This is a genomic window from Pseudomonas sp. ACN8, assembly GCF_002303925.1.
Taxonomy (GTDB): Bacteria; Pseudomonadota; Gammaproteobacteria; order Pseudomonadales; family Pseudomonadaceae; genus Aquipseudomonas.
Genome location: NZ_MRCS01000020.1, coordinates 40,321 through 64,506 on the forward strand (window position 1 = coordinate 40,321; position 24,186 = coordinate 64,506).

Genomic DNA, 24,186 nt, shown 5'->3' on the forward strand with positions numbered 1-24,186 from the left:
AGACGATATGCTGCGCCGCGGCATTGGCATGACCTCCCAGCGAACCCGGGAGCGGCTGATCCAGCGCCTGTACGAAGAAGGCATCTCCAACGCCAGGGTGCTGGAGGTCATTCGCCGGACCCCGCGCCACCTGTTCGTCGACGAAGCGCTGGCACACCGTGCCTATGAAGACACTGCGCTGCCGATAGGTAACAACCAGACCATCTCCCAGCCTTATATGGTGGCACGCATGAGCGAGCTGCTGCTGGAGGCCGGTCCCCTCGACAAGGTGCTGGAGATCGGCACCGGGTCGGGTTATCAGACGGCGGTGCTGTCGCAACTGGTCGAGCGTGTGTTCTCGGTCGAACGCATCAAGGTTCTGCAGGATCGGGCAAAGGAGCGTCTGGTCGAACTGAACCTGCGCAACGTGGTGTTCCGCTGGGGCGATGGCTGGGAAGGCTGGCCGGCACTGGCGCCGTATAACGGGATTATCGTCACCGCAGTGGCGACCGACGTACCCCAGGCACTGCTTGACCAGTTGGCACCGGGAGGCCGAATGGTGATTCCGGTCGGGGCCGGCGAAGTCCAGCAATTGATGCTGATCATCCGCGAGGAGCAAGGTTTTTCCAGGCATGTCCTTGGGGCTGTGCGCTTCGTACCGTTGCTCAATGGGCCACTGGCCTGAGCATTTGTTTCGGGACGCTGAATTCTCTTCGATTGCCTTTGTCTTACAGCGGCATCGTTTGGTTGAACGGGATTCATCGTCAGGCAGCAAACGTGTGCGCGACACCGATTCGCCACATTAAAGGTAAAGCGTGCACACCCCGTTATACTTGCGACAGTTCATTGCCGGACTCCGGTATTTCACATTTTCAGCCACCACAGAGGGAGCGGCGGGTGAGTCTCACAGTCATTGCGCAGCGTATGAGTAAAACGAGCTTTCAGCGCCTGGTGACTGGCCTTGTCTTGAGCACCTTGCTGGTCGGTTGTTCCAGCAACAAGTCCAGCGATGTTCGCGTCGTGGACCGCAACAATGCCGCGGCTCAGCGTCCAGCCGTGACCACCGGGCAATACGTCGTTCGACCCAAGGACACCCTGTTCTCCATCGCCTTCCGTTACGGCTGGGACTACAAGGCCCTGGCGGCACGCAACAACATTCCTGCGCCTTACACCATTCGTCCGGGTCAGACGATTCGCTTTGATGGTCGTACCGATTCAACGTCGACGGCGGTGGTCAGTTCGTCCAGTTCAACGCCTTCGTCGTCGAGTAAAACCACGGTCATTCGTCGTTCGGCAAACGGTACGACCACCAGCACAACGACAGTTGTACCGTCCGTCGCGAGCAAGTCTGCACCCGCTCCATTGCCCCCTCCCGGGCCAGCCCCGACCGGCTGGGGATGGCCATCTAATGGCATTCTGATTGGGAAATTCTCTTCAAACGGTAGTTTGAATAAAGGAATTGATATCGCCGGAGATTTGGGACAGCCTGTTTTAGCTGCGTCTGATGGGACGGTGGTATACGCCGGGAGTGGCTTAAGGGGCTACGGCGAATTAGTAATCATCAAACACAGTGAAACCTACGTAAGCGCCTACGGACACAACCGCAGGCTGTTGGTTCGGGAGGGGCAGCAGGTCAAGGTCGGACAGACAATTGCCGAAATGGGGTCAACGGGTACAGACCGGGTGAAACTGCATTTTGAGATTCGCCGCCAGGGTAAACCTGTAGATCCGCTGCAATTCCTGCCGCGTCGTTGATCGCTAACCAGCCTGTTCCGTCGCGTAGAGGGGACAGGCTCCAGCGTTGCCAGGGATAAAGGCGCCGCTTGAGCTTGAGGTCGAACTCACCAAAGGACTATAACAATGGCTCTCAGTAAAGAAGTGCCGGAGTTTGACATCGACGATGAGGTTCTCCTGATGGAGAGCAGCATCGATACGGATTCGATGTCGAATGATGAAGGGGCGGCTCCACCTTCCGTTCGTGCCAAATCCAAACACTCCGCATCCTTGAAACAGCACAAGTACATTGACTACACGCGGGCACTCGATGCCACGCAGCTGTATCTCAATGAAATTGGTTTCTCTCCCCTGCTTTCACCCGAAGAAGAAGTTCATTTTGCGCGCCTGTCGCAAAGTGGCGATCCGGCCGGGCGCAAACGCATGATTGAAAGTAACCTGCGGCTGGTGGTGAAAATCGCTCGGCGTTACGTCAATCGTGGGCTGTCGCTGCTGGACCTGATCGAAGAGGGTAACCTCGGCTTGATCCGGGCGGTGGAGAAGTTCGATCCGGAGCGCGGTTTCCGCTTCTCGACCTACGCGACCTGGTGGATTCGCCAGACCATCGAACGCGCAATCATGAATCAGACCCGGACCATCCGGCTGCCGATCCATGTGGTCAAGGAGCTGAATGTGTACCTGCGGGCCGCGCGGGAGCTGACGCAAAAACTCGACCATGAACCCTCACCCGAAGAAATCGCCAACCTGCTGGAAAAACCGGTGGGAGAGGTCAAGCGCATGCTCGGCCTTAACGAACGGGTTTCGTCGGTCGACGTCTCGCTGGGTCCGGATTCGGATAAAACCCTGCTCGATACTCTGACTGACGACCGTCCAACCGATCCATGCGAACTGTTGCAGGACGATGACCTGTCCCAAAGCATCGATCAATGGCTCTCGGAACTGACCGACAAGCAACGCGAAGTGGTTGTACGCCGCTTCGGCCTGCGCGGCCATGAAAGCAGCACCCTTGAAGACGTAGGCCTGGAAATCGGCCTGACCCGGGAACGGGTCAGACAGATTCAGGTGGAAGGCTTGAAGCGGCTGCGCGAGATCCTGGAAAAAAATGGTCTGTCGAGCGAGTCGCTGTTCCAATAAAGCACTCACTGCGATGGCATGAAAAACCCCGACTGGCTCGGGGTTTTTTATTGCCTGGCCAGCAGACCGAATCCCCTCGGAATTTTGGTTTCGTGCTGTAAGTCCAGGCTTACACTTGCGTAAGTGTTCGTTATTTTTACACCCTGGCAATTGTCCATGCTGAACGCTTCTTGCCTCTATCGTTTTGATTTATATAACTATTTTTTATTATTAATGACGTGTGACAGCTGGGTTTAGCGCCAAGGGGCGATTGATCCCGCAGGGGAACACTCTAGTATTGAGGTTGTGTCGACGGACAGACACGTCCTTCAAGGATGAGGGGATAGGGATATCGCAGGACGCGATTCATCAGGACGATGAAAAGGAACACAGGGAATAGGGAAAAAATGTGGGCGGGTCAAACCGCCCCTTTTTTCGCCTGCAGAAAAGCAAAAAGGCCCTTGTGGGGCCTTTTTCGCGAACGCGGGGGTAATCAGCGTTCGAGTTCTGCGATCTTGCCTGGCTTGCCGTCCCACTCTTCAGCGTCGGGCATCGAATCTTTCTTCTCGGTGATGTTCGGCCAGATATCGGCCAGCTCAGCGTTCAGCGCGATGAAGTTTTCCATGCCGGCCGGAACTTCATCTTCGGAGAAGATAGCCACGGCAGGGCATTCAGGTTCGCACAGCGCGCAATCGATGCACTCATCCGGGTGAATCACCAGGAAATTCGGGCCTTCGTAAAAGCAGTCCACCGGACAGACTTCTACGCAGTCGGTGTACTTGCACTTGATGCAGTTGTCGGTGACGACGAAGGTCATTTCTAATTTTCTCCTCAGGCGCGGCTTGCTGCGCCCCTTCTCGTAGGGGTCGCCAGGTTTGGGAGCGATAGTCTGCTGGCCAGGCTATTAGCCAGCAGCATCCCAAACCGCGCGAGATTCTAACAGCTTGCAAGCCGCTGCGTTAGATCCGTGTCTTTAGTGTATAGAGCATTTCGAGCGCACGACGTGGTGTCATGTTGTCCAGGTCGAGCTTGGCCAGGTCATCCAGCACCGGATGCGGCAGGCTGGCGAACAGGTCGCTTTGCTGTGGTGCGGCCGGTTTGCCTTTGGCCGGTGCCGGTGTTTCATGGGGCAGGGCGGTGTCTTCCAGACGGCTCAAGTGCTCGCGAGCACGGGTGATGACTTCGCTCGGAACGCCTGCCAGCTGCGCAACGGCCAGGCCATAACTCTGGCTGGCCGGCCCGGGCAGCACATGGTGCAGGAACACGATGCGCTCGTTGTGCTCGGTAGCATTGAGGTGCACGTTGGCCACCAGCGGCTGGGCTTCCGGCAGGACGGTCAGTTCAAAGTAGTGGGTGGCGAACAGCGTGTAGGCACGCAAATGCGCCAGGCGTTCTGCCGCCGCCCATGCCAGGGACAGGCCGTCGAAGGTGCTGGTACCGCGCCCGACTTCGTCCATCAGTACCAGGCTGCGCTCGGTGGCGTTGTGCAGGATGTTCGCGGTTTCGCTCATTTCCACCATGAAGGTCGAGCGCCCGCCGGCCAGGTCATCGCTGGAGCCGATCCGGGTGAAGATGCGGTCGACCAGCGACAGTTCGCAACTGGCTGCCGGCACGAAGCTGCCGATGTGCGCCAGGAGGACGATCAAGGCGGTCTGACGCATGTAGGTGGATTTACCGCCCATGTTCGGACCGGTGATCACCAGCATGCGGGTGTTGTCGTCCAGGCTCAGGTCGTTGGCCACGAATGGCGTGGTCAGCACTTGTTCGACCACCGGGTGACGACCCTGGGTGATGCGCATGCACGGCTCGCTGACGAAGCGCGGGCAGTTCAGGTCGAGGTTCAGCGCGCGTTCGGCCAGGTTGCTCAAGACGTCCAGCTCGGCCAGGGCGCCGGCGGTGTCCTGCAGCGGTGGCAGCTGGCTGATCAGGTCTTCGAGCAGCGCTTCGTACAGCATCTTCTCGCGGGCCAGGGCGCGGCTCTTGGCTGACAATGCCTTGTCTTCGAATGCCTTGAGTTCCGGCGTAATGAAACGCTCGGCGCCTTTGAGGGTCTGGCGGCGGATATAGTCGGCCGGTGCCGATTCCGCCTGCTTGCTTGGCAGCTCGATGAAGTAACCGTGAATGCGGTTGTAACCGACCTTCAGGTGCGACAGGCCGGTGCGGGCCTTTTCCCGCGTCTCGAGGTCGATCAGGAATTGCCCGGCGTTTTCGCTCAGCGACTGCAGTTCGTCCAGTTCGCTGTCGTAGCCGGTTTTCAGCACGCCGCCATCACGAATGACGGCGGGCGGGTTGTCGATGATGGCTTTTTCCAGGAGTGCCGCCAGTTCCGGGTAGGTGCTGGTGATGGTGGCGAGTTGCTGGAGGTGCGGGGCTTCGAGCTCCGTCATTGCCACTTGCAGTTCCGGCAGGGCGCCGAGGGCGTCACGCAGGCGGGCGAGGTCGCGGGGGCGGGCATTGCGCAGGCCGATCCGCGCAAGAATCCGCTCGATGTCGCCAATTTCCTTGAGCTGCGGTTGCAGTCTTTCGAATCGGTAGCCGTCGAGCAGGCAAGTGATCGAAGTCTGACGCGCCAACAGCACCGTCAGATCGCGCAACGGGCGATTCAGCCAGCGGGTCAGCAAGCGGCTGCCCATGGCGGTCTGGCAGCGGTCCACCACCGATTGCAGGGTGTTGTCGCGGCCCCCGGCCAGGTTGGTGTCGAGCTCCAGGTTGCGACGGCTGGCGCCATCGAGCACCACGGTGTCGTCCAGGCGTTCATGACGCAGGCTGCGCAAATGGGGTAGGGCGGTGCGCTGGGTTTCCTTGGCGTAGGCCAGCAGGCAACCGGCGGCGCCAATCGCCAGGGTCAGGTTTTCGCAACCAAAGCCCTTCAGATCCTGGGTCGAGAATTGCTGGCACAGGCTTTTGAGCGCCGAATCGCGCTCGAAATCCCACGGCGCACGACGACGCACGCCACGGCGTTTTTCCGCCGGCAAGTCCTTGGGCCAGTCATCCGGAATCAGCAGTTCCACCGGGTTGACCCGCTCCAGTTCCGCGAGCAGGTTTTCCCAACCCTTGATCTCCAGCACACTGAAGTTGCCACTGGTGATGTCCAGCACTGCCAGGCCGAACAGGCGTTCATCACCCAGAACGGCAGCGATCAGATTGTCCCGGCGCTCATCCAGCAGCGCCTCGTCACTCACCGTCCCCGGCGTGATGATGCGCACAACCTGCCGCTCCACCGGCCCTTTGCTGGTGGCCGGGTCGCCGACCTGCTCGCAGATCACCACCGATTCGCCAAGCTTCACCAGCTTTGCCAGGTAACCCTCGGCGGCGTGGTAAGGAATCCCGCACATCGGAATCGCCTGGCCAGCCGACTGCCCTCGGGCCGTCAGGGTGATGTCCAGCAACTTGGCGGCCTTCTTCGCGTCTTCATAGAAGATTTCGTAGAAGTCGCCCATGCGGTAGAACATCAGCTGGTCCGGGTGCTGGTTTTTCAGGCGCCAGTACTGCTGCATCATCGGGGTGTGGGAGGACAGGTCGGAGACGGCTTTATTCATCGGATTGTCAGGAAGCTCATTGAAAGAGGTGGGGCAAAAGCGAGGCAATGGCCGGGCTTTTCCGCGATGGGCGCAAGGTTACCATGGGCGGTCTGCCCGACGCAGGCACCACGGCCGGGTGACATCTTTTACGATGCAAAAATCGTGTTATGCATCGATTATGCAAATCGGCATTGTCTTCTTCGAGAAGAGCAAGCAGTATGTGGGTTATGCATAAACGCAACGTATCTACCGTATTAAGGGCATTGCTCGATCAGCACGGGATCTCCCCCACGGAGCTTCACCGTCGAACCGGCGTGCCTCAATCCACGCTCTCGCGCATTCTCAGCGGGAAGATCGTCGATCCTTCGGATAAACATATTTCGAAGATCGCCGAGTATTTTTCCTTGAGCACCGACCAGTTGCGTGGCCGCACGGACGTCTCGTCTGCCGCTAATGCCGGGCGGGCTCCCGTGCATTCGGAACTCAAGGATATAAGTCTGTGGGATGACGATACCCCTGTCGATGACGACGAGGTGTCGGTCCCCTTTCTTCGCGAGGTTGAATTGGCTGCTGGATCAGGAAGATTCGTCATCGAAGAAAGCGAGCGCTCTAGCCTGCGTTTCGGCAAGCGAAGCCTGCGCCATAACGGTGTGCAGTTCGACCAGGCCAAATGCGTGACAGTACGGGGCAACAGTATGTTGCCGGTGCTGCGCGACGGCGCCACGGTCGGGGTCAATGCCGGCAAATGCGGTATTGGCGATATCGTTGACGGCGACCTTTATGCAATCAATCACAACGGCCAGTTGCGGGTGAAGCAGTTGTATCGGCTGCCGTCCGGGATTCGTTTGCGTAGCTTCAATCGAGACGAGCATCCAGACGAGGATTACACCTTTCAGGAAGTCCAGGAGGAGCCGATCGTTATCCTCGGGCATGTCTTTTGGTGGGGCATGTACGCCCGTTAACACCCCTGCGCTCAGATAAAACCAGCTTTCCGGAGCGGGTTTTTTTCGCGTGCTGAAAACATTGGATCACCTATTCAATGCGTTAATGCATTGACTGTATATGCATTAATGCATAATCTGATTGCCTGTCCATTCAAGAGCGCGGTGTGATCGTTCACTCAAGGAGGCATGAAATGACCGCTGAGCAATATGCGTTGCTGGACATGCCTCTGTGGCTGGTCATCAGCTTGCCGATACTCGGTGGCGTTACCGGTGAAATGTGGCGTGCCGATAAAGAGGGCGTTCGCGGCTGGCCCCTTGTCCGGCGCCTGGGCCTGCGGTCTGGCTCCAGCATGATCTGTGGCGCTTCGGTCATCATGCTGCTGCACGCCGCCAATGTTTCCATCTGGGCTGCCTGTGCGGGTGGTTGCTTGGCGGCGATGGCCGGGACAGACGTCGTTTTAGGGTTGTATGAGCGTTGGGTGGCCAAGCGTATGGGGATCGGTCATGTTCCGTCTGGTGACGTGGACGATTGATTCTCCGACAGTCCCTTTCCAGAGCCTTCGATTCCTTACATTTTGATCGCTCCTGTCGCTTGCAAGTGCGGTCTGCTCGTGTACGTTTAACCTCATCCCGCCCGATCAGGAGATGACCGTGAACGAAATCACCCAGCTCGCCGCCGAACTTGGCAGACGCCTGCAGGTTCTCAATGCCCATGTCACCACGGCGGAGTCCTGCACCGGCGGTGGCATCGCCGAGGCAATCACCCGTATCCCGGGGAGTTCGGCCTGGTTCGAGGCCGGTTATGTCACCTACTCCAACCGGCAGAAAACCCTGCAACTGGATGTCCCGGTGGAGTTGTTCACCACCGTGGGCGCGGTCAGCCGCGAGGTGGTCGAGGCCATGGTCCGGGGGGCACAGAAGAAAAACAGCGCGTATTTCTCCGTGGCGGTCAGTGGTATCGCCGGGCCGGATGGTGGAACGGCGAACAAGCCGGTTGGCACGGTCTGGCTGGCCTGGGGCGTTGGAGACCAAGTGTTCTGTGAGCAGCAGCACTTCCCGGGTAATCGCGACGACGTCCGCCGACAAACGGTGAAGGCCGCGCTAGAGGGGCTGCTGCGGTATGCCGCGGCAGAAATCTCAAATCAGGGGTAGGCGATCCGGAATCGCTGTGGAATAATACTGGCTACTTATACAGGTGTTGGCCGTCAGGCCTTATTGATTACGTGAGGACTTTAATGGACGACAACAAGAAGAAAGCCTTGGCTGCGGCCCTGGGTCAGATCGAACGTCAATTCGGCAAGGGTGCCGTAATGCGTATGGGCGATCAGGATCGTCAGGCGATCCCGGCCATCTCCACTGGCTCTCTGGGTCTGGACATCGCTCTTGGCATCGGCGGCCTGCCAAAAGGCCGTATTGTTGAAATCTACGGTCCTGAATCTTCCGGTAAAACCACGCTGACCTTGTCCGTGATCGCCCAGGCTCAAAAAGCCGGTGCGACCTGCGCATTCGTCGACGCCGAGCACGCCCTCGACCCTGAATACGCCGGCAAGCTGGGCGTCAACGTCGACGACCTGCTGGTTTCCCAGCCGGACACCGGTGAACAGGCTCTGGAAATCACCGACATGCTGGTGCGTTCCAACGCGGTTGACGTGATCATTGTCGACTCCGTGGCCGCCCTGGTACCAAAGGCTGAAATCGAAGGTGAAATGGGTGATATGCACGTGGGCCTGCAAGCCCGTCTGATGTCCCAGGCGCTGCGTAAAATCACCGGTAACATCAAGAACGCCAACTGCCTGGTGATCTTCATCAACCAGATCCGTATGAAAATCGGTGTGATGTTCGGTAGCCCGGAAACCACCACCGGTGGTAACGCACTGAAGTTCTACGCATCGGTTCGTCTGGACATCCGTCGTACCGGCGCGGTGAAAGAAGGTGATGAGGTCGTCGGTAGCGAAACCCGCGTCAAGGTTGTGAAGAACAAGGTGGCTTCGCCGTTCCGTCAGGCCGAGTTCCAGATTCTTTACGGCAAGGGCATCTACCTCAACGGTGAGATGATCGACCTGGGTGTTCTGCACGGTTTCGTCGAGAAGTCCGGTGCCTGGTATGCCTATGAAGGCACCAAGATCGGTCAGGGCAAGGCCAACTCGGCCAAGTTCCTGGCAGACAACCCGGAAGTCGCGGCAAAGCTGGAGAAGCAACTGCGTGACAAGCTGCTGTCCCCTTCGTCGGTAGCCGACGCCAAAGCTTCTGCGGTCAAAGAGACCGAAGACGACCTGGCTGACGCTGATATCTGATCGAAGCAATGACCGCCGTACTAGATACACTCGTCGCGGTGCGGCGAACCGCAATGGACCTGCTCGCACGACGCGAGCACGGTCGTGTCGAGCTGACACGTAAACTGCGTCAGCGCGGCGCCCTCCCTGAAATGATCGAAACAGCCCTCGACCGATTGACGGAAGAGGGGTTGTTGTCCGAAACCCGTTATCTCGAAAGTTTCGTTTCCTACCGCGCCCGTTCCGGTTATGGCCCTTTACGCATTCGTGAAGAGTTGGGCCAGCGTGGTCTGCAGCGTGCCGATATTGAACTCGCCCTTCGTGAGAGTGGTATCGACTGGCAGGAGCAATTGATCGATACCTGGCGGCGCAAGTTCTCTGGGCAATTGCCGGCAGACGCCCGGGAGCGAGCCAAACAAGGCCGGTTCCTGGCGTATCGGGGATACTCCATGGAAATGATCAACCGCCTGTTCAGCGGTCGAGGGATGGACGATTGAACTGAAACGGCCTGCTATTTCGATAACGGGCCGTTTTTTATGCCTCACGTAACCTTTGACGGCTCCCGCGTGCGTTGCTGCACTTGGGGGGTTGAATGTGCCCAGTTTTCCGGCAGGTTGATGTAGTCCACAAGCTCGCGCAGACGGCCATGATTGCGGGCGTTGAAGTTGAAGACCAGCCGCGCCAGATGGCTGAATTCGGCTTCGTCGTGTTCCTCGCCGCTGTAAGTGCACTGATGGAAATGATCACTCAGGCACAGGTCGGCGAAAGCCTCCTGCATGTGTTCGAGTGCGTGGTCGCTGAGTGTGTGATTCATGCGAATCAGGAACTGATGCTTGAGCCAGCGACTGGAGTGGAAGTTGCTGTAGAACTGGTTGATGTGCTCTACCGCTTCTTCGACGTTGTAGACCAGTTTCACCAACTTCATGTCAGTGGGCAGGATGTAGTGGTTTTCCTCCAGTTGCTGGTGAATGAAGTCCAGTGCGCCTTTCCAGAATTTGCCGCCCGGCGCGTCGAGCAGCACCACGGGCACCAATGGACTCTTGCCGGTCTGGATCAACGTCAGCACTTCCAGCGCTTCATCCAGCGTACCGAAACCACCCGGGCACAGCACCAGGGCATCGGCTTCCTTGACGAAGAACAACTTGCGGGTGAAGAAGAAGTGGAAGGGCAGCAGGTTGGTCGTGCCGTCGACAGTGGGATTGGCATGCTGCTCGAAGGGCAGGGTGATGTTGAAGCCCAGGCTATGTGTCAGGCCGGCACCCTCGTGGGCGGCGGCCATGATGCCGCCACCGGCACCGGTAATGACCATCATGTCCGAGCGCACCAGCGCAGCGCCGAGTTCCCGGGCCATGCTGTAGAGCGGATGTTCCACGGGGGTACGGGCCGAGCCGAAAACAGTGACCTTGCGCCGCCCCTTGAATTGTTCGAGCACGCGGAAAGCCTGTTCCAGTTCGCGCAGGGCTTGAAGGGTGATTTTGGCATTCCAGCGGTTGTGGTCTTCCTGGGCCATGCGCAGCACGGTCAGGATCATGTCGCGGTAGATCGGGGTGTTCGGGCTGTTGGGTGAAATCAGCTTGAGTTGTTCTTCAACCTTGCTGATGAGGTCGTGGCCGCTTTCTTCGAAATGACGGCTCAGGAGGTCATTCGGTTGGTAAGGCATTCAGCTTCTCCTTCTGCACAGAACCCTCGGCCCGACAACGTAAGCCGGTGCCACGACACTTCATGTGTCGCCGTCTGCCCAGGCCCATGCCAGGGCGATCTACTTGACCCGAAAGGCATCGGATCATCCAAACAGGCTCTGTTTTCCCTTGGATGAAAAAAGTTCGCACTGCATGACAAGCGACGGCCAGCCCCTTTCCAGCCCTGAAAAAGTGAATGTGGATACCCTGAAATCCAGACTCTTACAGTGATTTGCGCTGTCTTGATCATTGCGCCACAAAGTCTTTCCTGGCAACCGCTTATTGACGATTTGCAAGGTGCTTTCACCGCTCGTCTGAACGTACGTCGTATGTGCTGCACTCTGATTTACTAAGTTACAGGTGCAACACGACAACTTTGCGTCAACGGCAAGGCGCACGGTACAAGCGATTCAAGGATTTATCACTCAGACATGAGTGAAGTGCAGGGAGGCGGGAAACCATGGCCAGAGTCGTTCTGGAGATCGATACGCAACTGTATCGATTGCTGAAGTCATCAGCCGAGACCCATCATTTGAGTCTCGAAGAGGAGTGCTGCCGACGTTTGCGCGGTGGCGAGCGTCGTTCACATTACTTGCAGGCGCTGCTGGCGGAACTGCGCGCCGAAGATGAACAGCGGCGCGCCAATTCCAGGTGATTACTTTTTCTTCTTGGTCGGTTGCAGGCAATCCGATTCCTGGAAGCTTGCGGAGCCGACCGGGCGGTTGGTCTTCACCTCGGTGAAGTCGTAACGCATGATTGCGCCCTTGGCCATCAGCTTGCGAAACCCTTCGTTTCGGCAGACAGAAGCCCCCAACTGGAAGTACACGGCTTTCGGGTCTGCACGCATTTTGTCGGCATGGCTGCTCTGCACGCTCAGGTGGTTGATCAGCTGTTTGCCGTCAACGGTGTAGCCTTGATCGAGAATGTCTTCGTTGATCGCTCGAGGAGTGCCGACGCTGCTCTGGGTGGCGACGTTTTGCAGCATTTTGTTCAGTTCCGTGTCTTTCAAGGACGCAGCCTGGGCGCTGAAGGACGACGCCAGCAAAATGGCCGCGGTAGGAACGATAAGGCGCAGCATGAAACTCTCCTGGTTCAGTGATGCGGGGTTGGACCCGTCACGTGGCTGTGCGTTCAGTGGCGGCGAATTATAGGGGAGCCGGGCTGGACGGTACAGGCTTGCGCCGGGCGCTCTGGTAAACTGCTGGCACTTTTTACCCTGTCGAGTGTTTTTCGTGTCGATTTCCCTTCTGTGTGGGCGTTGCCCACTATGAGTCATACCCCCGCGCGCTTTGCCTTGAATGCCGTAGCCCGCTTGCGCGATCAGCGTGAGGAGGAGGGCATCAAGCCGATTCAGGCCCGTGGCTGGCGCGCGCCGCGCTGCCGTGACTGCCGGGTGATCGAGAGTCACTGCCTGTGCGCGTGGCGTCCGCAGGTCGCTACCCGCTCCGGCGTGTGCCTGATCATGACCAACAAGGAAGTGTTCAAGCCGAGCAACACTGGTTGGCTGATCGCCGACGTGGTACCTGACAACCACGCCTTCATCTGGTCCCGTACCGAAATCGATCCGAAGTTGCTGGCGCTGTTGTCCGACCCGCAATGGCAGCCTTACCTGGTGTTTCCGGGTGAGTACGTCGAACCTGAGCGCGTGACAAACAGCGTGGATGTCGATGGCACGAAGCGCCCGCTGTTCATTCTGTTGGATGCGACCTGGACCGAAGCACGGAAGATCTTTCGCAAGAGCCCCTATTTCGACCGACTGCCGATCCTCAGCCTGCTTCCGGAGAAACTCTCCCGCTACAGGTTGCGCCGCTCCACCCGCAGTGAGCATTTGTGCACGGCGGAAGTGGCGGCGCTGTGCCTCGACCTTGCAGGCGATGTCGCCGCGGCGTCGGCGCTGGATGCCTACTTCGATGTGTTCAGCCAGCATTACCTCGACGCCAAACACCAGTTGGAGATGAACGTTTCGACCCCGGCGCACGCCGAGTTGATGCCCTATGTTCAGCCGGCCACCCCATTGATGGACTGATTGTCGCGCATACTGCAATAAAGTGTACCGGCCATGCTGCTTGACCACCCCGGCTTCGCTGGGCATGCTTGGCGCCGATTAGGGTGCGGCCGGAATTTTCGACGCCGTTTTTTGCGTTGAGCGCGCCTTGTCAGTACAGCTCCGTGGCTGTGTCTTGACTTGCTTTGGCGAGGTCCGAATGCATCGGGCGTCCCATGAAAAACAGGATCATTTGAAAAATGGCCACATACGAAATCCTGATTGCCGATGACCACCCACTTTTCCGTAGTGCCTTGCATCAAGCGCTGACCCTGGGCCTTGGCCCGGGCGTCCGTCTGGTGGAAGTGGCGAGCATCGCCGAACTGGAAGTCCGCCTGACCGAAAAGTCCGATTGGGATCTGGTGTTGCTGGACCTGAACATGCCAGGGGCCTACGGTTTTTCCGGGCTGGTCCTGCTGCGCGGCCAGTACCCGCAGATTCCGGTGGTCATGGTCTCGGCCCAGGAAGAGGCGACCATCATGGTCAAGTCTCGTGAGTTCGGCGCCAGTGGCTTCATTCCCAAATCCAGCGACTTGAGTGTGATCCAGAAGGCCGTGCGTGCAGTCCTCGATGGCGACGTGTTCTGGCCGCCGCAGGCGTTCGAAGCGGTCAGTGTCTCGGATGAGGCCAAAGCGGCCAGCGAAGGTCTTGCCAGCCTCACCCCGCAACAATTCCGGGTGCTGACCATGGTCTGTGAAGGCTTGCTGAACAAGCAGATCGCCTACGAACTGAGCGTTTCCGAGGCTACTATCAAGGCGCACGTGACCGCGATTTTCCGTAAACTGAATGTGCGGACCCGAACCCAGGCTGCGCTGCTCCTGCAACAACTTGAGTCAATTTCCAGCCATTAAAGGCTGGCAAATTCACGCTTTTTTGACTTTGGTTGAACTAGCTTTCCCACTTCTTTTTTGCCAGTTGCCCACTCTATGTCACCTTTCAAAGGCCAGACCGGCCTGAAACGTATTCTCAATGCTTCCGGTTATTCGCTGGACGGCCTGCGCGCAGCCTTCACCGGTGAAGCCGCCTTTCGGCAATTGGTATTGCTCAATGTCATCCTGATTCCTTTGTCATTCTTCCTGAATGTCAGCCGGGTCGAACGGGCGTTGTTGATCGCGGTCTGCCTGCTGGCGTTGATCGTCGAGTTGCTCAACTCGGCCGTGGAAGCGGCCATCGACCGCATTTCCCTCGAACGGCACCCGCTGTCCAAGAATGCCAAGGACATGGGCAGTGCCGCCCAGTTCGTGGCATTGAGCATGATTGCCCTGGTGTGGGCGGTGATCCTGCTTTAAGCGATCGTCGGCAGCACGATCTCGTCGCTGCGCTGAACCCCGGCGGTGAAAGCGCGGCACAGATCGAGGAACTCGCGCATCGCCGAGGTCTGATATTTCTGTTTATGCCAGATGAAATAAAACTGTCGCGCCAGATCCAGATCCGGCGTCTCGACAGGCACCAGGCTGCCGCGGCGGAATGCGTCGCGCAAAGCCAGCCTGGAAATGCAGCCAATCCCCAAGCCTGATTCCACCGCGCGTTTGATCGCTTCGGTGTGCTCAAGCTCGAGGCGGATGTTTAACGAAGTGCGGTGATGGCGCATGGCTTGGTCGAAGGTCAACCGCGTGCCCGAGCCCTGTTCGCGCAAGATCCAGGCTTCGTGGCTCAACTCGTCCATGGTGGCCGTGCCGCGCTTGGCCAACGGATGCTGGGGCGCGCAAAACACCACCAGTTCGTCCTCGACCCAGCTTTGCACTTCGATGTCCGGGTGGCTGCAGTCGCCTTCGATTAGACCCAGATCAATTTCATAGTGGGCCACTTGCTGCACGATATTGGCAGTGTTCTGCACATGCAGCTTCACCTGGCTTTCCGGGTGGCGCTGCATGAAACTGCCGATCAACAATGTGGCCAGGTAATTGCCGATGGTCAGGGTGGCGCCCACGGCCAGCGAGCCGAACCCGGACTTGCCATTGAGCAGGTCTTCGATTTCCTTGGCCTGGTCCAGCAGCGCCACCGCTTGCGGTAACAGCTGTTTACCGAGGGCGTTGAGGCTCAGGCGTTTGCCGGCACGGTCGAACAACTGGCAGCTGCACTGGCGCTCCAGTTCGGTGATCGAGGTGCTCGCCGCCGATTGCGAGAGGTTGAGCAGGCCCGCGGCACGGGACACACTTTCCTGCTGGGCGACGGCGACGAATACTTGAAGTTGACGGAGAGTAAATCGCATATCGATATAACCGATAACCCTTATCTTAATAATCCATTTAACAGATATTGTCTCTGCCTTTAGAATGCGATGCAATTGCGCAGAGCTGGCTTTTTTTGCAGAGCAGGCGCCGAACACGCGCAGACCAATCTCCAGGAGTCCCACGTACATGAGCAACATGAACCACGAGCGTGTCCTCAGTGTTCACCACTGGAACGACACTCTGTTCAGCTTCAAGTGCACCCGTGATCCGGGCCTGCGCTTCGAGAACGGTCAGTTCGTGATGATCGGCCTGCAACAGCCCAACGGCCGCCCGCTTATGCGCGCTTACTCGATTGCCAGCCCGAACTGGGAAGAGCATCTCGAGTTCTTCAGCATCAAGGTGCCTGATGGTCCGCTGACTTCGCAGTTGCAGCATCTGAAGGAAGGCGACGAGATCATCATCAGCAAGAAGCCTACCGGCACGCTGGTACTGGATGACTTGAAGCCTGGCAAACATTTGTACCTGCTCAGCACCGGTACCGGCCTGGCGCCGTTCATGAGCGTTATCCAGGACCCGGAAACCTACGAGCGTTTCGAAAAAGTGATCCTGTGCCACGGCGTGCGTTACGTCAACGAAGTCGCTTACCGCGAGTTCATCACCGAGCACCTGCCGCAGAACGAGTTCTTCGGTGACGCGCTGCGTGACAAGTTGATCTACTACCCGACCGTGACCCGCGAGCCGTTCGAGAACGAAGGTCGCCTGACCGACCTGATGCGCAGCGGCAAGCTGTTCAGCGACATCGGTCTGCCACCGATCAACCCGCAGGACGACCGCGCCATGCTGTGCGGCAGCCCGAGCATGCTCGACGAGACCAGCGAAGTGCTGAACAGCTTCGGCCTGAAGGTTTCGCCGCGGATGCGCGAGCCGGGTGATTACCTGATCGAGCGAGCGTTCGTCGAGAAGTGACCGCAGGTCACTTGTAGGAGCGAGCCTGCTCGCGATGGAGGTCAACGATAACGCGGGAAGCTTGATACCCAGCGGCGTCCTCAGGTTTTTCGCGGGCAGGCTCGCTCCTACAGTAGATTTGCAGCGCAACTGAAAAGCCCGCATGACTTGGGAAGGTCATGCGGGCTTATTCGTTTCCGGCGTTCAGCCTTTTGCGGGAATGACTTCCAGCACGCGTATCAGTTCCGGTGTCGGGTAATGCCAGCGCACATCGACATCCCAGAACTGTGCGCCGTACTCCCGCTCGGGCGCAGGGGTTTGATAGGCCGGGCGCGGATCCTGCGCCAGGCACTGCTCGATCAACTCGACCAAAGGCTCTGCAAGGCGTTGGGCATGCTCGTGAGCCTGTTGCAGCGCTGTGCCCGTCCACTGCACGGGAATCAGTTGCGGCGCGGCGCTGGCGATGCTGTTAGAGGCTGTGTCGATGATGTCGGCGTAGGGCACGTAGGGTTTGATATCGAGAATCGGTGTGCCATCCAGCAGATCGATGCCCGAGATCCACAACCGGCCGGCTTCGACCTTGTCCAGTTTCACCACCGACTGCCCAATGCCATTGGGGCGGTGGGTGGCGCGGGTGGCGAATACACCCATGGACTTATTGCCGCCGAGGCGAGGAGGGCGGACTTTCAGGCGAGGCTTTTCCTCCAGGGCCTGGTGGAACAGGAACAACAGCCACACATGGCTGACTTGCTCCAGACCTTGTACCGCGTCCCCTTGATCGAATGGCGCCACCAGTTCCAGCACCCCCCGGGCGGCCGGGGCCAGTTGCGGTTGGCGCGGAATGGCGAACTTCTCCTTGAAGCAGGAGCGCACGAAGCCGATGGGGGAAACGCTGTAGGTCATGGTTTGGGGTCGAGGTGGAATTAAGGCTGGCATGATAACCCACACGGCCTCTGGCCCGGTGGCGCCGGTCAGTCCGTTATCGCGAGCAGGCTCGCTCCCACATTGATTCGGGGGCGCTCTTTCGTTTTCTGTCCACCACAAATCCCCTGTGGGAGCGAGCCTGCTCGCGAAAGCCGCACCGCCGATTTCAGAGGCTGAACCCGCCATCCAGCGGAATGATATTCCCGGTCATATAGGCCCCTGCAGTACTCGCCAGACTGATCGCCAGCGCTGCCATCTCTTCCTCGCGCCCCCAGCGCTTCATTGGAATCAGCGCCGTATCCTGTGCAAGTGCCTGCTCATCATTGCCAATGTGCTGAGTCATCTTGCTCGGAAAACGCCCCGGCGCGATCACGTTGACGTTGATGTGTTGGCTGACCAGCTCCCGCGCCAGAATCCTCGACAGTTGATGCAACGCAGCCTTGCTCGGCCCGTAGGCATACGCCTGCTCGCCGAAGGAGGAAATCCCGGCCACCGATCCGATGTTGATGATCCGCGCCGGATTCGCTTCGGAACCGGCCTTACGCAGCAGGGGCAGGAACTGCTGGATGCAGTTGAACACCGAGGTCACGTTGAGCTGCATGACTTTTTCCCAGCCCTTGATCGGGTAGCTCTCCAACGGTGCGCCCCAAGTGGTGCCGGCATTGTTCACCAGGATGTCCAGATGTGTGATCTGCTCGCCCAGGCGCGTGGCCAGTTGCAGGACGCCCTCTTCGCTGGCCAGGTTCGCCGCGATGGCGCGGCAGCGGCCAAGTGCACCGAGTTCGTCGGCGGTTTGCTGGCAGGCTTCGACGTCGCGGGCGCAGACGTACACGGTGGCGCCCGCCTCGACGTAAGCCTTGGCGATCATCTTGCCGATACCACGGGTGCCGCCGGTCACCAGGGCGGTGCGGCCTTGCAGGGAAAAGTAGGGATGCATGGCAAATCCTGAGAGCTGAGGTCTTTACACCCTAGTCGTCAGCCGCCAGAAGCGGAGCCACTATTTTTGTGCGGAATGGGAAGCCATTCGGCCCTGGCAGGAGCGAGCTTGCTCGCGATGGTCGGTAACGATAACGCGTATTTACTGGCTAAACACGGCGCTCTTGAGTCCATCGCGAGCAAGCTCGCTCCTACAGGGATAGCAATCAGCCTGAGGTTTATTGCGGCCGAACGCGCAGGGTCAGGCCCTTGAGGAAATTGCGCAGCAACTGGTCGCCGCACGGGCGATAGTTGGTGTGGCCGAACTTGCGGAACAGTGCGCTCAGCTCAGGCTTGGACACCGGGAACTCGGCGGCCTTGAGGATCGCGTGCATGTCGTCTTCTTTGAGCTCGAACGCCACCCGCAGCTTTTTCAGGATGATGTTGTTGGTCACCGGCACTTCGATCGGCTGCTGCGGACGGCTTTCGTCCTTGCCGCGCTTGAAGATCACCAGGCCGTCGAGGAAGTGCGCCATGACTTCGTCCGGGCAGCGTACGAAACCTTCCTCGTCTTCCTCTTTCTTGTCGAGGTAGGTCAGCAGGTCCGGCAGGGTCACGTCCATGCCGCCGAGCTTGATGATCTCGATGACTTTCTTGTCGCTGATGTCGAGCATGTAGCGCACGCTGCGCAGTACGTCGTTATGAATCATGTGTGCAGTCCTGATATTCAGCTGTGGGCGTCGCGGCCAGGCGCGGCGCCGAAATGTGTGGCGGCGAGAAAAGCCTTAGAACTTCTCTTTGCCGGACAGGTAGCGCCATTGCCCCACCGGCACTTTGCCGATGGACACGCCGCCGATGCGGATGCGACGGATGGCGACGACCTTGAGGCCGACCGCCTGGCAAAGCAGGGCGATGATGCCCGGCTGCGGGTTCTTCATGGCAAAGCGCAGGCGGTTCTCGTTCTGCCAGCTGGCCTTGACCGCCGGCAACTCCTTGCCCTTGTAGGTCAGGCCGTGGTTCAGGCGGTTCAGGCCGTGGGCCACTATTTCGCCTTCAACCTCGACCACATACTCTTGCTCGATCTTGCTGGAGTCGGCGGTGAGTTTGCGCAGGATTTTCCAGTCCTGGGTAAACACCAGCAGACCGCTGGCGTTGGCCTGCAGGTCGGTGCTGGCGGTCAGGCGCAGGAAGTGCCCGCGCAACGGTCGCTTGCCGTAGCGGTGCTCTTCGCTCAGCGTCTCGGCGCCGAGGGTGGCCATGGCGGTGTCTGCGTCCATGCCGGCGGGCACGTTGAGCAGCAGAGTCACCGGTTCCGGCGCGGTGGCCTTGGCTTCGGGATCAAGCTCGACTTTCTGGGTCTCGACCTTGAATTGCGGCTCGTCGATGACCACACCGTCGACGGTGACCCAGCCGCCCTCGATGAACAGCTCAGCCTCCCGACGGGAACAGCCGACGAGTTCGATGAGGCGTTTGGAGAGACGAATCGGGTCAGTCATGTCAGGGCCGTAACAAAAAGGGGGTGGGCATTGTACCTGCCTGGCGCCGGTTAATCCCGGTTCCATTTCAATGCGGTTGCATTTCCTGTGGGAGCTGGCCTGCCAGCGATGCAGACGCTACGGTTTGTCAGATACACCAGGATGATGCAATCGCTGGCAGGCCAGCTCCCACAGGTTTCTATGGCGTCAGGCCTGTTGTGAGCGCTGCTGGTTTTGACGCATACGCATGTGCAATAACGGATACGGCTGCCCCATGCCATCGACTTCCGAGCGACCGATGACCTCGAAGCCCTGCTTGAAGTAAAAGCCCAGGGCTTGCGGGTTCTGTTCGTTGACGTCCAGTTCATAGGCGTTCAGGTGTTCCAGGGCATAGCGCAGCAATTTCTTGCCCAGGCCCTGGCCGCGATGGTCAGGGTCGATGAAGAGCATTTCGACCTTGCCGGCCGCGACACCGGCGAACCCGGTGATGCGCTGGTTCGAATCCTTGGTGCAGATCAGCATCACCGAATCGAGGTAGCGGGTCAGCACCAGGTTCTTCAGCAGTTCGATATAGCTGTCGGGCAGAAAATCATGGGTGGCGCGGACCGAGGCCTCCCAGACCCGGGTCAATTCTTCGTAGTCGCCGAGTTTCGGCGTGTGGATGACCGAATGCTGACGCATGCCCGTCTGCCTCTTGTGCAGTGGTTGATAGGAATCCTTTCAACCTAAAACGATAGCCGTAAAAAAGCCCCGCATCTCGTCTAGAGAGCGGGGCTTTGCGTATTTTTTGCGTTTAGATCTGTTCTGCCCACAGATCGTATTCGTCGGCGTCGGTCACTTTGCACCAGACCTTGTCGCCCGGCTTGAGGTTGCTGCCGTTGTCGATGAATACGTTGCCGTCGATTTCCGGGGCATCGAAGAAGCAGCGGCCCACCGCGCCTTGCTCGTCGACTTCATCGACCAGCACTTCGATCTCACGGCCGATGCGCATTTGCAGGCGCGCCGAGCTGATGGCCTGCTGGTGCGCCATGAAGCGCTCCCAGCGGTCCTGCTTGACGTCGTCCGGGACGACTTCCAGGTCCAGGTCATTGGCCGGTGCACCTTCTACCGGCGAGTACTGGAAGCAGCCGACGCGGTCGAGCTGGGCTTCGGTCAGCCAGTTCAGCAGGTACTGGAAGTCTTCTTCGGTTTCACCCGGGAAGCCGACGATGAAGGTCGAACGGATGATCAGGTCCGGGCAGATTTCACGCCAGTTCTTGATGCGGGCCAGGGTCTTGTCTTCGAAGGCCGGGCGTTTCATCGACTTCAGCACTTTCGGGCTGGCGTGCTGGAAGGGGATGTCCAGGTACGGCAGGATCTTGCCGGCGGCCATCAGCGGGATCAGCTCGTCAACGTGCGGGTACGGATAAACGTAGTGCAGGCGCACCCAGACGCCGAGGGTGCTCAGGGCTTCGCAGAGTTCGGTCATGCGGGTTTTCACCGGCGCGCCGTTCCAGAAACCGGTGCGGTATTTCACATCGACGCCGTAGGCGCTGGTGTCCTGGGAGATCACCAACAGTTCCTTGACACCGGACTTGACCAGGCGCTGGGCCTCGTCGAGCACGTCGCCGACCGGACGGCTGACCAGCTTGCCGCGCATCGACGGGATGATGCAGAAGCTGCAGCTGTGGTTGCAACCTTCGGAAATCTTCAGGTACGCGTAGTGGCGCGGGGTCAGCTTGATGCCTTGTGGCGGCACCAGGTCGATCAGCGGGTTGTGGTCCTGGCGCGGCGGCACGACTTCGTGCACGGCGTTGACCACTTGCTCGTACTGCTGCGGGCCGGTCACGGCCAGCACGCTCGGGTGTACGTTGCGAATGTTGCCTTCTTCGACGCCCATGCAGCCGGTCACGATGACCTTGCCGTTTTCCTTGATGGCTTCGCCGATCACTTCCAGGGACTCGGCCTTGGCCGAATCGATGAAGCCGCACGTGTTGACTACCACGACGTCGGCGTCCTGGTAGGTCGACACCACGTCATAGCCTTCCATGCGCAGCTGGGTAAGGATGCGCTCGGAGTCGACCAGTGCTTTGGGGCAACCCAGGGATACGAAGCCAACCTTTGGATTGGCCGGCGCAGGAGTGGTGGACATGTCTAACCTCGGTATTTTGTGACGCCGCTTGCCGGGCAGGGCAAAACCGACGGACGGGCGCTTGAACGGCGCCTCTGATCAAAAAGTGCGCAATTCTAGCGATGAGTCGTTCACTTGACCAGCTTTATGCAGGGAAATACGACGAGTGCTGCGTTATGCTTCGCGCCGTTACGCTTTACTGTTTTTTTACAGTCAACAAAACGTCTGTAACGTGAAGTAAAACAGCGCATGCTGCACGACAAAGCATAGTGCTTCTTTGAAAGAAGCCCGGGTCTGAGAATCAGGAGTGGTGGATGGGTCAGGCAAGTAGTCAGGCTGCAGGTGCCGAGCATTCGGCGGTCAAGCCGATCGGCATGCTGGTCGCGGCAGTCGGGGTGGTTTATGGCGATATCGGCACCAGTCCGTTGTACACCCTCAAGGAAGTGTTTTCCGGTGGCTATGGCGTACCGGTCAACCATGACGGCGTGCTGGGGATCCTGGCACTCATTTTCTGGTCGCTGATCTGGGTTGTGTCGATCAAGTACATGATGTTCGTACTGCGCGCCGACAACCAGGGCGAAGGCGGGATCATGGCCTTGACCGCGCTGGCCCGGCGGGCGGCGGCGGGGCACGCCAAATTGCGCATGTTGCTGGTGGTCTGCGGACTGATCGGCGCGGCGTTGTTCTATGGCGACAGCATGATCACCCCGGCGATCTCCGTACTGTCGGCGATTGAAGGCCTGGGGCTGGCCTTCGAAGGCATCGACCATTGGGTCGTGCCGCTGTCACTGGTGGTACTTGTCGCGTTGTTTCTGATCCAGCGTCACGGCACGGCGCGCATCGGCATTCTGTTCGGGCCGATCATGGTCACCTGGTTCCTTGTGCTGGGTGCATTGGGCGTCTATGGCATCAGCCAGCATCCGGAAGTCCTGCAAGCGATGAACCCGGTGTGGGGCGTACGTTTCTTCATCGACCACCCGGGCATGGGCGTGACAATTCTCGGCGCTGTAGTACTGGCATTGACCGGTGCCGAAGCGCTGTACGCGGACATGGGCCACTTCGGCCGCAAGCCGATCGCTCGTGCCTGGTTCATCCTCGTGCTGCCGGCGCTGGTGTTGAACTATTTTGGTCAGGGTGCCTTGCTGTTGGGTGACCCGGAAGCTGCCCGTAACCCGTTCTATCTGCTGGCACCGAACTGGGCATTGCTCCCGCTGGTCGGCCTGTCGACCCTGGCCACGGTGATCGCCTCGCAAGCGGTGATTTCCGGTGCGTTTTCCCTGACCCGTCAGGCGATCCAGCTCGGTTACATTCCGCGCATGCACATCCGGCACACCTCCAGTGCCGAACAGGGCCAGATCTACATCGGCGCGGTGAACTGGGCGCTGATGGTCGGCGTGGTGTTGTTGGTGCTGGGTTTCGAATCCTCCGGCGCCCTGGCCTCGGCCTACGGTGTGGCGGTGACCGGGACCATGCTGATGACCACCATCCTGGTGTCGGCCGTGATTTTGCTGTTGTGGAAATGGCCACCGCTTCTCGCCGTTCCGCTGTTGCTCGGTTTCCTGCTGGTGGATGGCCTGTACTTCGCCGCCAACGTGCCGAAAATCGTTCAGGGCGGTGCATTCCCGGTCATCGCCGGTTTCGCGCTGTTTGTGTTGATGACCACCTGGAAACGCGGCAAGCAGTTGCTTGTCGAGCGTATCGATGAGGGTGGCTTGCCGCTGCCGATCTTCATCAGCAGCATTGCCGTACAGCCTCCACATCGTGTTCAGGGCACTGCGGTGTTCCTGACGGCACGGCCGGATGCCGTACCCCACGCGCTGTTGCACAACCTGCTGCATAACCAGGTGCTGCACGAGCGAGTGGTGCTGCTGACGGTGGTGTACGAAGACATCCCGCGGGTGCCGCCAACACGACGGTTCGAGGTCGATGCCTACGGCGAAGGTTTCTATCGGGTAATTCTGCATTTCGGCTTTACCGACGAGCCGGACGTACCGAAGGCGTTGAAACTGTGTCATCTCGAAGAGCTGGACTTCAGCCCGATGCGCACCACCTACTTCCTCAGCCGCGAAACGGTCATCGCCTCCAAACTCGAAGGCATGTCGCGCTGGCGTGAGGCGTTGTTTGCGTTCATGTTGCAGAACGCCAACGGCAATCTGCGTTTCTTCAATCTGCCGCTGAACCGGGTGATTGAACTGGGGACGCAGGTGGAGATGTAGGAGCGAGCTTGCTCGCGATGAACCTGAGATCACCACTGGGTGTCAGGTGTTCAGCGTTATCGTTGAAGACCATCGCGAGCAGGCTCGCTCCTACAGGGATTTGTGGCGTTGAATGAAAAAGCCCCCGCTATCGTGAGATG

General features: G+C 59.0%; 25 protein-coding genes. 14 read left to right on the forward strand and 11 right to left on the reverse strand.

Features of this window, described 5'->3' with window-relative positions; all coding sequences use genetic code 11:
* Window positions 1-28 precede the first annotated feature (28 nt).
* The 3 genes from BSF44_RS13310 (at window position 29) to rpoS (ending at window position 2,847) form a co-directional block, all read left to right on the forward strand.
* Complete coding sequence (locus BSF44_RS13310; protein ID WP_172435346.1) at window positions 29-664, forward strand: protein-L-isoaspartate(D-aspartate) O-methyltransferase; 636 nt, start codon at window positions 29-31, stop codon at window positions 662-664.
* A gap of 212 nt (window positions 665-876) precedes the next feature.
* Window positions 877-1,734: a peptidoglycan DD-metalloendopeptidase family protein gene (locus BSF44_RS13315; protein WP_095943893.1), complete on the forward strand. Its 858-nt coding sequence runs from the start codon at window positions 877-879 to the stop codon at window positions 1,732-1,734.
* Between the two features lie 105 nt (window positions 1,735-1,839).
* On the forward strand, window positions 1,840-2,847 hold the full coding sequence (gene rpoS / locus BSF44_RS13320; protein ID WP_007990225.1) for an RNA polymerase sigma factor RpoS: 1,008 nt from the start codon (window positions 1,840-1,842) through the stop codon (window positions 2,845-2,847).
* A gap of 472 nt (window positions 2,848-3,319) precedes the next feature.
* Here rpoS and fdxA read toward each other — a convergent pair whose 3' ends face one another.
* Entirely contained in the window at window positions 3,320-3,643 is a 324-nt protein-coding gene (gene fdxA / locus BSF44_RS13325; protein ID WP_095943894.1) for a ferredoxin FdxA, read from the reverse strand.
* A gap of 142 nt (window positions 3,644-3,785) precedes the next feature.
* Window positions 3,786-6,365: a DNA mismatch repair protein MutS gene (gene mutS, locus BSF44_RS13330; protein WP_095943895.1), complete on the reverse strand. Its 2,580-nt coding sequence runs from the start codon at window positions 6,363-6,365 to the stop codon at window positions 3,786-3,788.
* Window positions 6,366-6,574: 209 nt separating this feature from the next.
* On the opposite strand from mutS, the gene BSF44_RS13335 reads away from it, so the two are divergent.
* From BSF44_RS13335 to recX, 5 genes are all read left to right on the forward strand, one after another.
* Window positions 6,575-7,309 carry an XRE family transcriptional regulator gene (locus BSF44_RS13335; RefSeq protein WP_095943938.1) on the forward strand — a complete coding sequence of 245 codons (735 nt, stop codon included), beginning with the start codon at window positions 6,575-6,577 and terminating at the stop codon, window positions 7,307-7,309.
* Window positions 7,310-7,482: 173 nt separating this feature from the next.
* Window positions 7,483-7,824 (forward strand): phage holin family protein, encoded by a 342-nt coding sequence (locus tag BSF44_RS13340; RefSeq protein ID WP_095943896.1) that lies wholly within the window; start codon window positions 7,483-7,485, stop codon window positions 7,822-7,824.
* A 118-nt stretch (window positions 7,825-7,942) separates the two neighbouring features.
* Complete coding sequence (locus tag BSF44_RS13345) at window positions 7,943-8,443, forward strand: CinA family protein (protein ID WP_095943939.1); 501 nt, start codon at window positions 7,943-7,945, stop codon at window positions 8,441-8,443.
* Between the two features lie 83 nt (window positions 8,444-8,526).
* Window positions 8,527-9,585 carry a recombinase RecA gene (gene recA, locus BSF44_RS13350; RefSeq protein ID WP_046041172.1) on the forward strand — a complete coding sequence of 353 codons (1,059 nt, stop codon included), beginning with the start codon at window positions 8,527-8,529 and terminating at the stop codon, window positions 9,583-9,585.
* Window positions 9,586-9,593: 8 nt separating this feature from the next.
* Window positions 9,594-10,061, forward strand: a complete 468-nt coding sequence (gene recX, locus BSF44_RS13355; RefSeq protein ID WP_095943897.1) for a recombination regulator RecX — start codon at window positions 9,594-9,596, stop codon at window positions 10,059-10,061.
* A 44-nt stretch (window positions 10,062-10,105) separates the two neighbouring features.
* Here recX and BSF44_RS13360 read toward each other — a convergent pair whose 3' ends face one another.
* A complete protein-coding gene (locus BSF44_RS13360) occupies window positions 10,106-11,224 on the reverse strand; it encodes a TIGR00730 family Rossman fold protein (protein ID WP_095943898.1) in 1,119 nt (372 codons plus the stop codon).
* 479 nt (window positions 11,225-11,703) lie between these two features.
* Here BSF44_RS13360 and BSF44_RS13365 point away from each other — a divergent pair, with 479 nt between their 5' ends.
* Window positions 11,704-11,898, forward strand: coding sequence for a hypothetical protein (locus BSF44_RS13365; protein WP_057716151.1), 195 nt, complete (start codon window positions 11,704-11,706; stop codon window positions 11,896-11,898).
* Here the strand turns inward: BSF44_RS13365 and BSF44_RS13370 are convergent, their stop codons facing one another.
* Window positions 11,899-12,321: a PA3611 family quorum-sensing-regulated virulence factor gene (locus BSF44_RS13370; protein ID WP_095943899.1), complete on the reverse strand. Its 423-nt coding sequence runs from the start codon at window positions 12,319-12,321 to the stop codon at window positions 11,899-11,901.
* A gap of 189 nt (window positions 12,322-12,510) precedes the next feature.
* On the opposite strand from BSF44_RS13370, the gene BSF44_RS13375 reads away from it, so the two are divergent.
* The 3 genes from BSF44_RS13375 to BSF44_RS13385 all read left to right on the forward strand — a co-directional run bounded on the left by BSF44_RS13375 (window position 12,511) and on the right by BSF44_RS13385 (window position 14,576).
* Window positions 12,511-13,269 (forward strand): tRNA-uridine aminocarboxypropyltransferase, encoded by a 759-nt coding sequence (locus BSF44_RS13375; RefSeq protein WP_095943900.1) that lies wholly within the window; start codon window positions 12,511-12,513, stop codon window positions 13,267-13,269.
* A gap of 218 nt (window positions 13,270-13,487) precedes the next feature.
* On the forward strand, window positions 13,488-14,138 hold the full coding sequence (erdR, locus tag BSF44_RS13380; protein ID WP_095943901.1) for a response regulator transcription factor ErdR: 651 nt from the start codon (window positions 13,488-13,490) through the stop codon (window positions 14,136-14,138).
* 75 nt (window positions 14,139-14,213) lie between these two features.
* Complete coding sequence (locus BSF44_RS13385; protein ID WP_007996906.1) at window positions 14,214-14,576, forward strand: diacylglycerol kinase; 363 nt, start codon at window positions 14,214-14,216, stop codon at window positions 14,574-14,576.
* Here the strand turns inward: BSF44_RS13385 and BSF44_RS13390 are convergent.
* On the reverse strand, window positions 14,573-15,499 hold the full coding sequence (locus BSF44_RS13390; RefSeq protein WP_046041182.1) for a LysR family transcriptional regulator: 927 nt from the start codon (window positions 15,497-15,499) through the stop codon (window positions 14,573-14,575). The two genes, BSF44_RS13385 and BSF44_RS13390, sit on opposite strands and share 4 nt — an antisense overlap.
* Window positions 15,500-15,647: 148 nt before the next feature.
* Between BSF44_RS13390 and fpr the strand changes: the two genes are divergently transcribed.
* Window positions 15,648-16,427 carry a ferredoxin-NADP reductase gene (fpr, locus tag BSF44_RS13395; protein ID WP_008054100.1) on the forward strand — a complete coding sequence of 260 codons (780 nt, stop codon included), beginning with the start codon at window positions 15,648-15,650 and terminating at the stop codon, window positions 16,425-16,427.
* A gap of 183 nt (window positions 16,428-16,610) precedes the next feature.
* Here the strand turns inward: fpr and tsaA are convergent, their stop codons facing one another.
* The 6 genes from tsaA to rimO all read right to left on the reverse strand — a co-directional run bounded on the left by tsaA (window position 16,611) and on the right by rimO (window position 21,851).
* Window positions 16,611-17,309: a tRNA (N6-threonylcarbamoyladenosine(37)-N6)-methyltransferase TrmO gene (tsaA, locus tag BSF44_RS13400; protein WP_095943902.1), complete on the reverse strand. Its 699-nt coding sequence runs from the start codon at window positions 17,307-17,309 to the stop codon at window positions 16,611-16,613.
* A 187-nt stretch (window positions 17,310-17,496) separates the two neighbouring features.
* Window positions 17,497-18,267, reverse strand: coding sequence for an SDR family oxidoreductase (locus tag BSF44_RS13405; RefSeq protein ID WP_095943903.1), 771 nt, complete (start codon window positions 18,265-18,267; stop codon window positions 17,497-17,499).
* A gap of 217 nt (window positions 18,268-18,484) precedes the next feature.
* The gene (locus tag BSF44_RS13410) at window positions 18,485-18,955 is read right to left on the reverse strand and encodes a DUF1456 family protein (protein WP_095943904.1); all 471 of its coding nucleotides are present in this window, start codon (window positions 18,953-18,955) and stop codon (window positions 18,485-18,487) included.
* Window positions 18,956-19,030: 75 nt separating this feature from the next.
* The gene (locus BSF44_RS13415; RefSeq protein ID WP_095943905.1) at window positions 19,031-19,741 is read right to left on the reverse strand and encodes an rRNA pseudouridine synthase; all 711 of its coding nucleotides are present in this window, start codon (window positions 19,739-19,741) and stop codon (window positions 19,031-19,033) included.
* Between the two features lie 186 nt (window positions 19,742-19,927).
* Window positions 19,928-20,401 (reverse strand): GNAT family N-acetyltransferase, encoded by a 474-nt coding sequence (locus BSF44_RS13420; RefSeq protein ID WP_095943906.1) that lies wholly within the window; start codon window positions 20,399-20,401, stop codon window positions 19,928-19,930.
* Window positions 20,402-20,513: 112 nt separating this feature from the next.
* Window positions 20,514-21,851, reverse strand: a complete 1,338-nt coding sequence (gene rimO, locus BSF44_RS13425; protein ID WP_008052161.1) for a 30S ribosomal protein S12 methylthiotransferase RimO — start codon at window positions 21,849-21,851, stop codon at window positions 20,514-20,516.
* 293 nt (window positions 21,852-22,144) lie between these two features.
* Here rimO and BSF44_RS13430 point away from each other — a divergent pair, with 293 nt between their 5' ends.
* Window positions 22,145-24,046, forward strand: coding sequence for a potassium transporter Kup (locus BSF44_RS13430; RefSeq protein WP_095943907.1), 1,902 nt, complete (start codon window positions 22,145-22,147; stop codon window positions 24,044-24,046).
* Window positions 24,047-24,186 lie beyond the last annotated feature (140 nt).

Coding starts and splice junctions, on each gene's coding strand:
- BSF44_RS13310 (WP_172435346.1), top strand. CDS start 29: ATGACCTCCCAGCGAACCCGGGAGCGGCTGATCCAGCGCCTGTACGAA.
- rpoS (WP_007990225.1), top strand. CDS start 1,840: ATGGCTCTCAGTAAAGAAGTGCCGGAGTTTGACATCGACGATGAGGTT.
- fdxA (WP_095943894.1), bottom strand. CDS start 3,643: ATGACCTTCGTCGTCACCGACAACTGCATCAAGTGCAAGTACACCGAC.
- mutS (WP_095943895.1), bottom strand. CDS start 6,365: ATGAATAAAGCCGTCTCCGACCTGTCCTCCCACACCCCGATGATGCAG.
- BSF44_RS13335 (WP_095943938.1), top strand. CDS start 6,575: ATGCATAAACGCAACGTATCTACCGTATTAAGGGCATTGCTCGATCAG.
- BSF44_RS13340 (WP_095943896.1), top strand. CDS start 7,483: ATGACCGCTGAGCAATATGCGTTGCTGGACATGCCTCTGTGGCTGGTC.
- recA (WP_046041172.1), top strand. CDS start 8,527: ATGGACGACAACAAGAAGAAAGCCTTGGCTGCGGCCCTGGGTCAGATC.
- recX (WP_095943897.1), top strand. CDS start 9,594: ATGACCGCCGTACTAGATACACTCGTCGCGGTGCGGCGAACCGCAATG.
- BSF44_RS13360 (WP_095943898.1), bottom strand. CDS start 11,224: ATGCCTTACCAACCGAATGACCTCCTGAGCCGTCATTTCGAAGAAAGC.
- BSF44_RS13365 (WP_057716151.1), top strand. CDS start 11,704: ATGGCCAGAGTCGTTCTGGAGATCGATACGCAACTGTATCGATTGCTG.
- BSF44_RS13370 (WP_095943899.1), bottom strand. CDS start 12,321: ATGCTGCGCCTTATCGTTCCTACCGCGGCCATTTTGCTGGCGTCGTCC.
- BSF44_RS13375 (WP_095943900.1), top strand. CDS start 12,511: ATGAGTCATACCCCCGCGCGCTTTGCCTTGAATGCCGTAGCCCGCTTG.
- erdR (WP_095943901.1), top strand. CDS start 13,488: ATGGCCACATACGAAATCCTGATTGCCGATGACCACCCACTTTTCCGT.
- BSF44_RS13385 (WP_007996906.1), top strand. CDS start 14,214: ATGTCACCTTTCAAAGGCCAGACCGGCCTGAAACGTATTCTCAATGCT.
- BSF44_RS13390 (WP_046041182.1), bottom strand. CDS start 15,499: ATGCGATTTACTCTCCGTCAACTTCAAGTATTCGTCGCCGTCGCCCAG.
- fpr (WP_008054100.1), top strand. CDS start 15,648: ATGAGCAACATGAACCACGAGCGTGTCCTCAGTGTTCACCACTGGAAC.
- tsaA (WP_095943902.1), bottom strand. CDS start 17,309: ATGACCTACAGCGTTTCCCCCATCGGCTTCGTGCGCTCCTGCTTCAAG.
- BSF44_RS13405 (WP_095943903.1), bottom strand. CDS start 18,267: ATGCATCCCTACTTTTCCCTGCAAGGCCGCACCGCCCTGGTGACCGGC.
- BSF44_RS13410 (WP_095943904.1), bottom strand. CDS start 18,955: ATGATTCATAACGACGTACTGCGCAGCGTGCGCTACATGCTCGACATC.
- BSF44_RS13415 (WP_095943905.1), bottom strand. CDS start 19,741: ATGACTGACCCGATTCGTCTCTCCAAACGCCTCATCGAACTCGTCGGC.
- BSF44_RS13420 (WP_095943906.1), bottom strand. CDS start 20,401: ATGCGTCAGCATTCGGTCATCCACACGCCGAAACTCGGCGACTACGAA.
- rimO (WP_008052161.1), bottom strand. CDS start 21,851: ATGTCCACCACTCCTGCGCCGGCCAATCCAAAGGTTGGCTTCGTATCC.
- BSF44_RS13430 (WP_095943907.1), top strand. CDS start 22,145: ATGGGTCAGGCAAGTAGTCAGGCTGCAGGTGCCGAGCATTCGGCGGTC.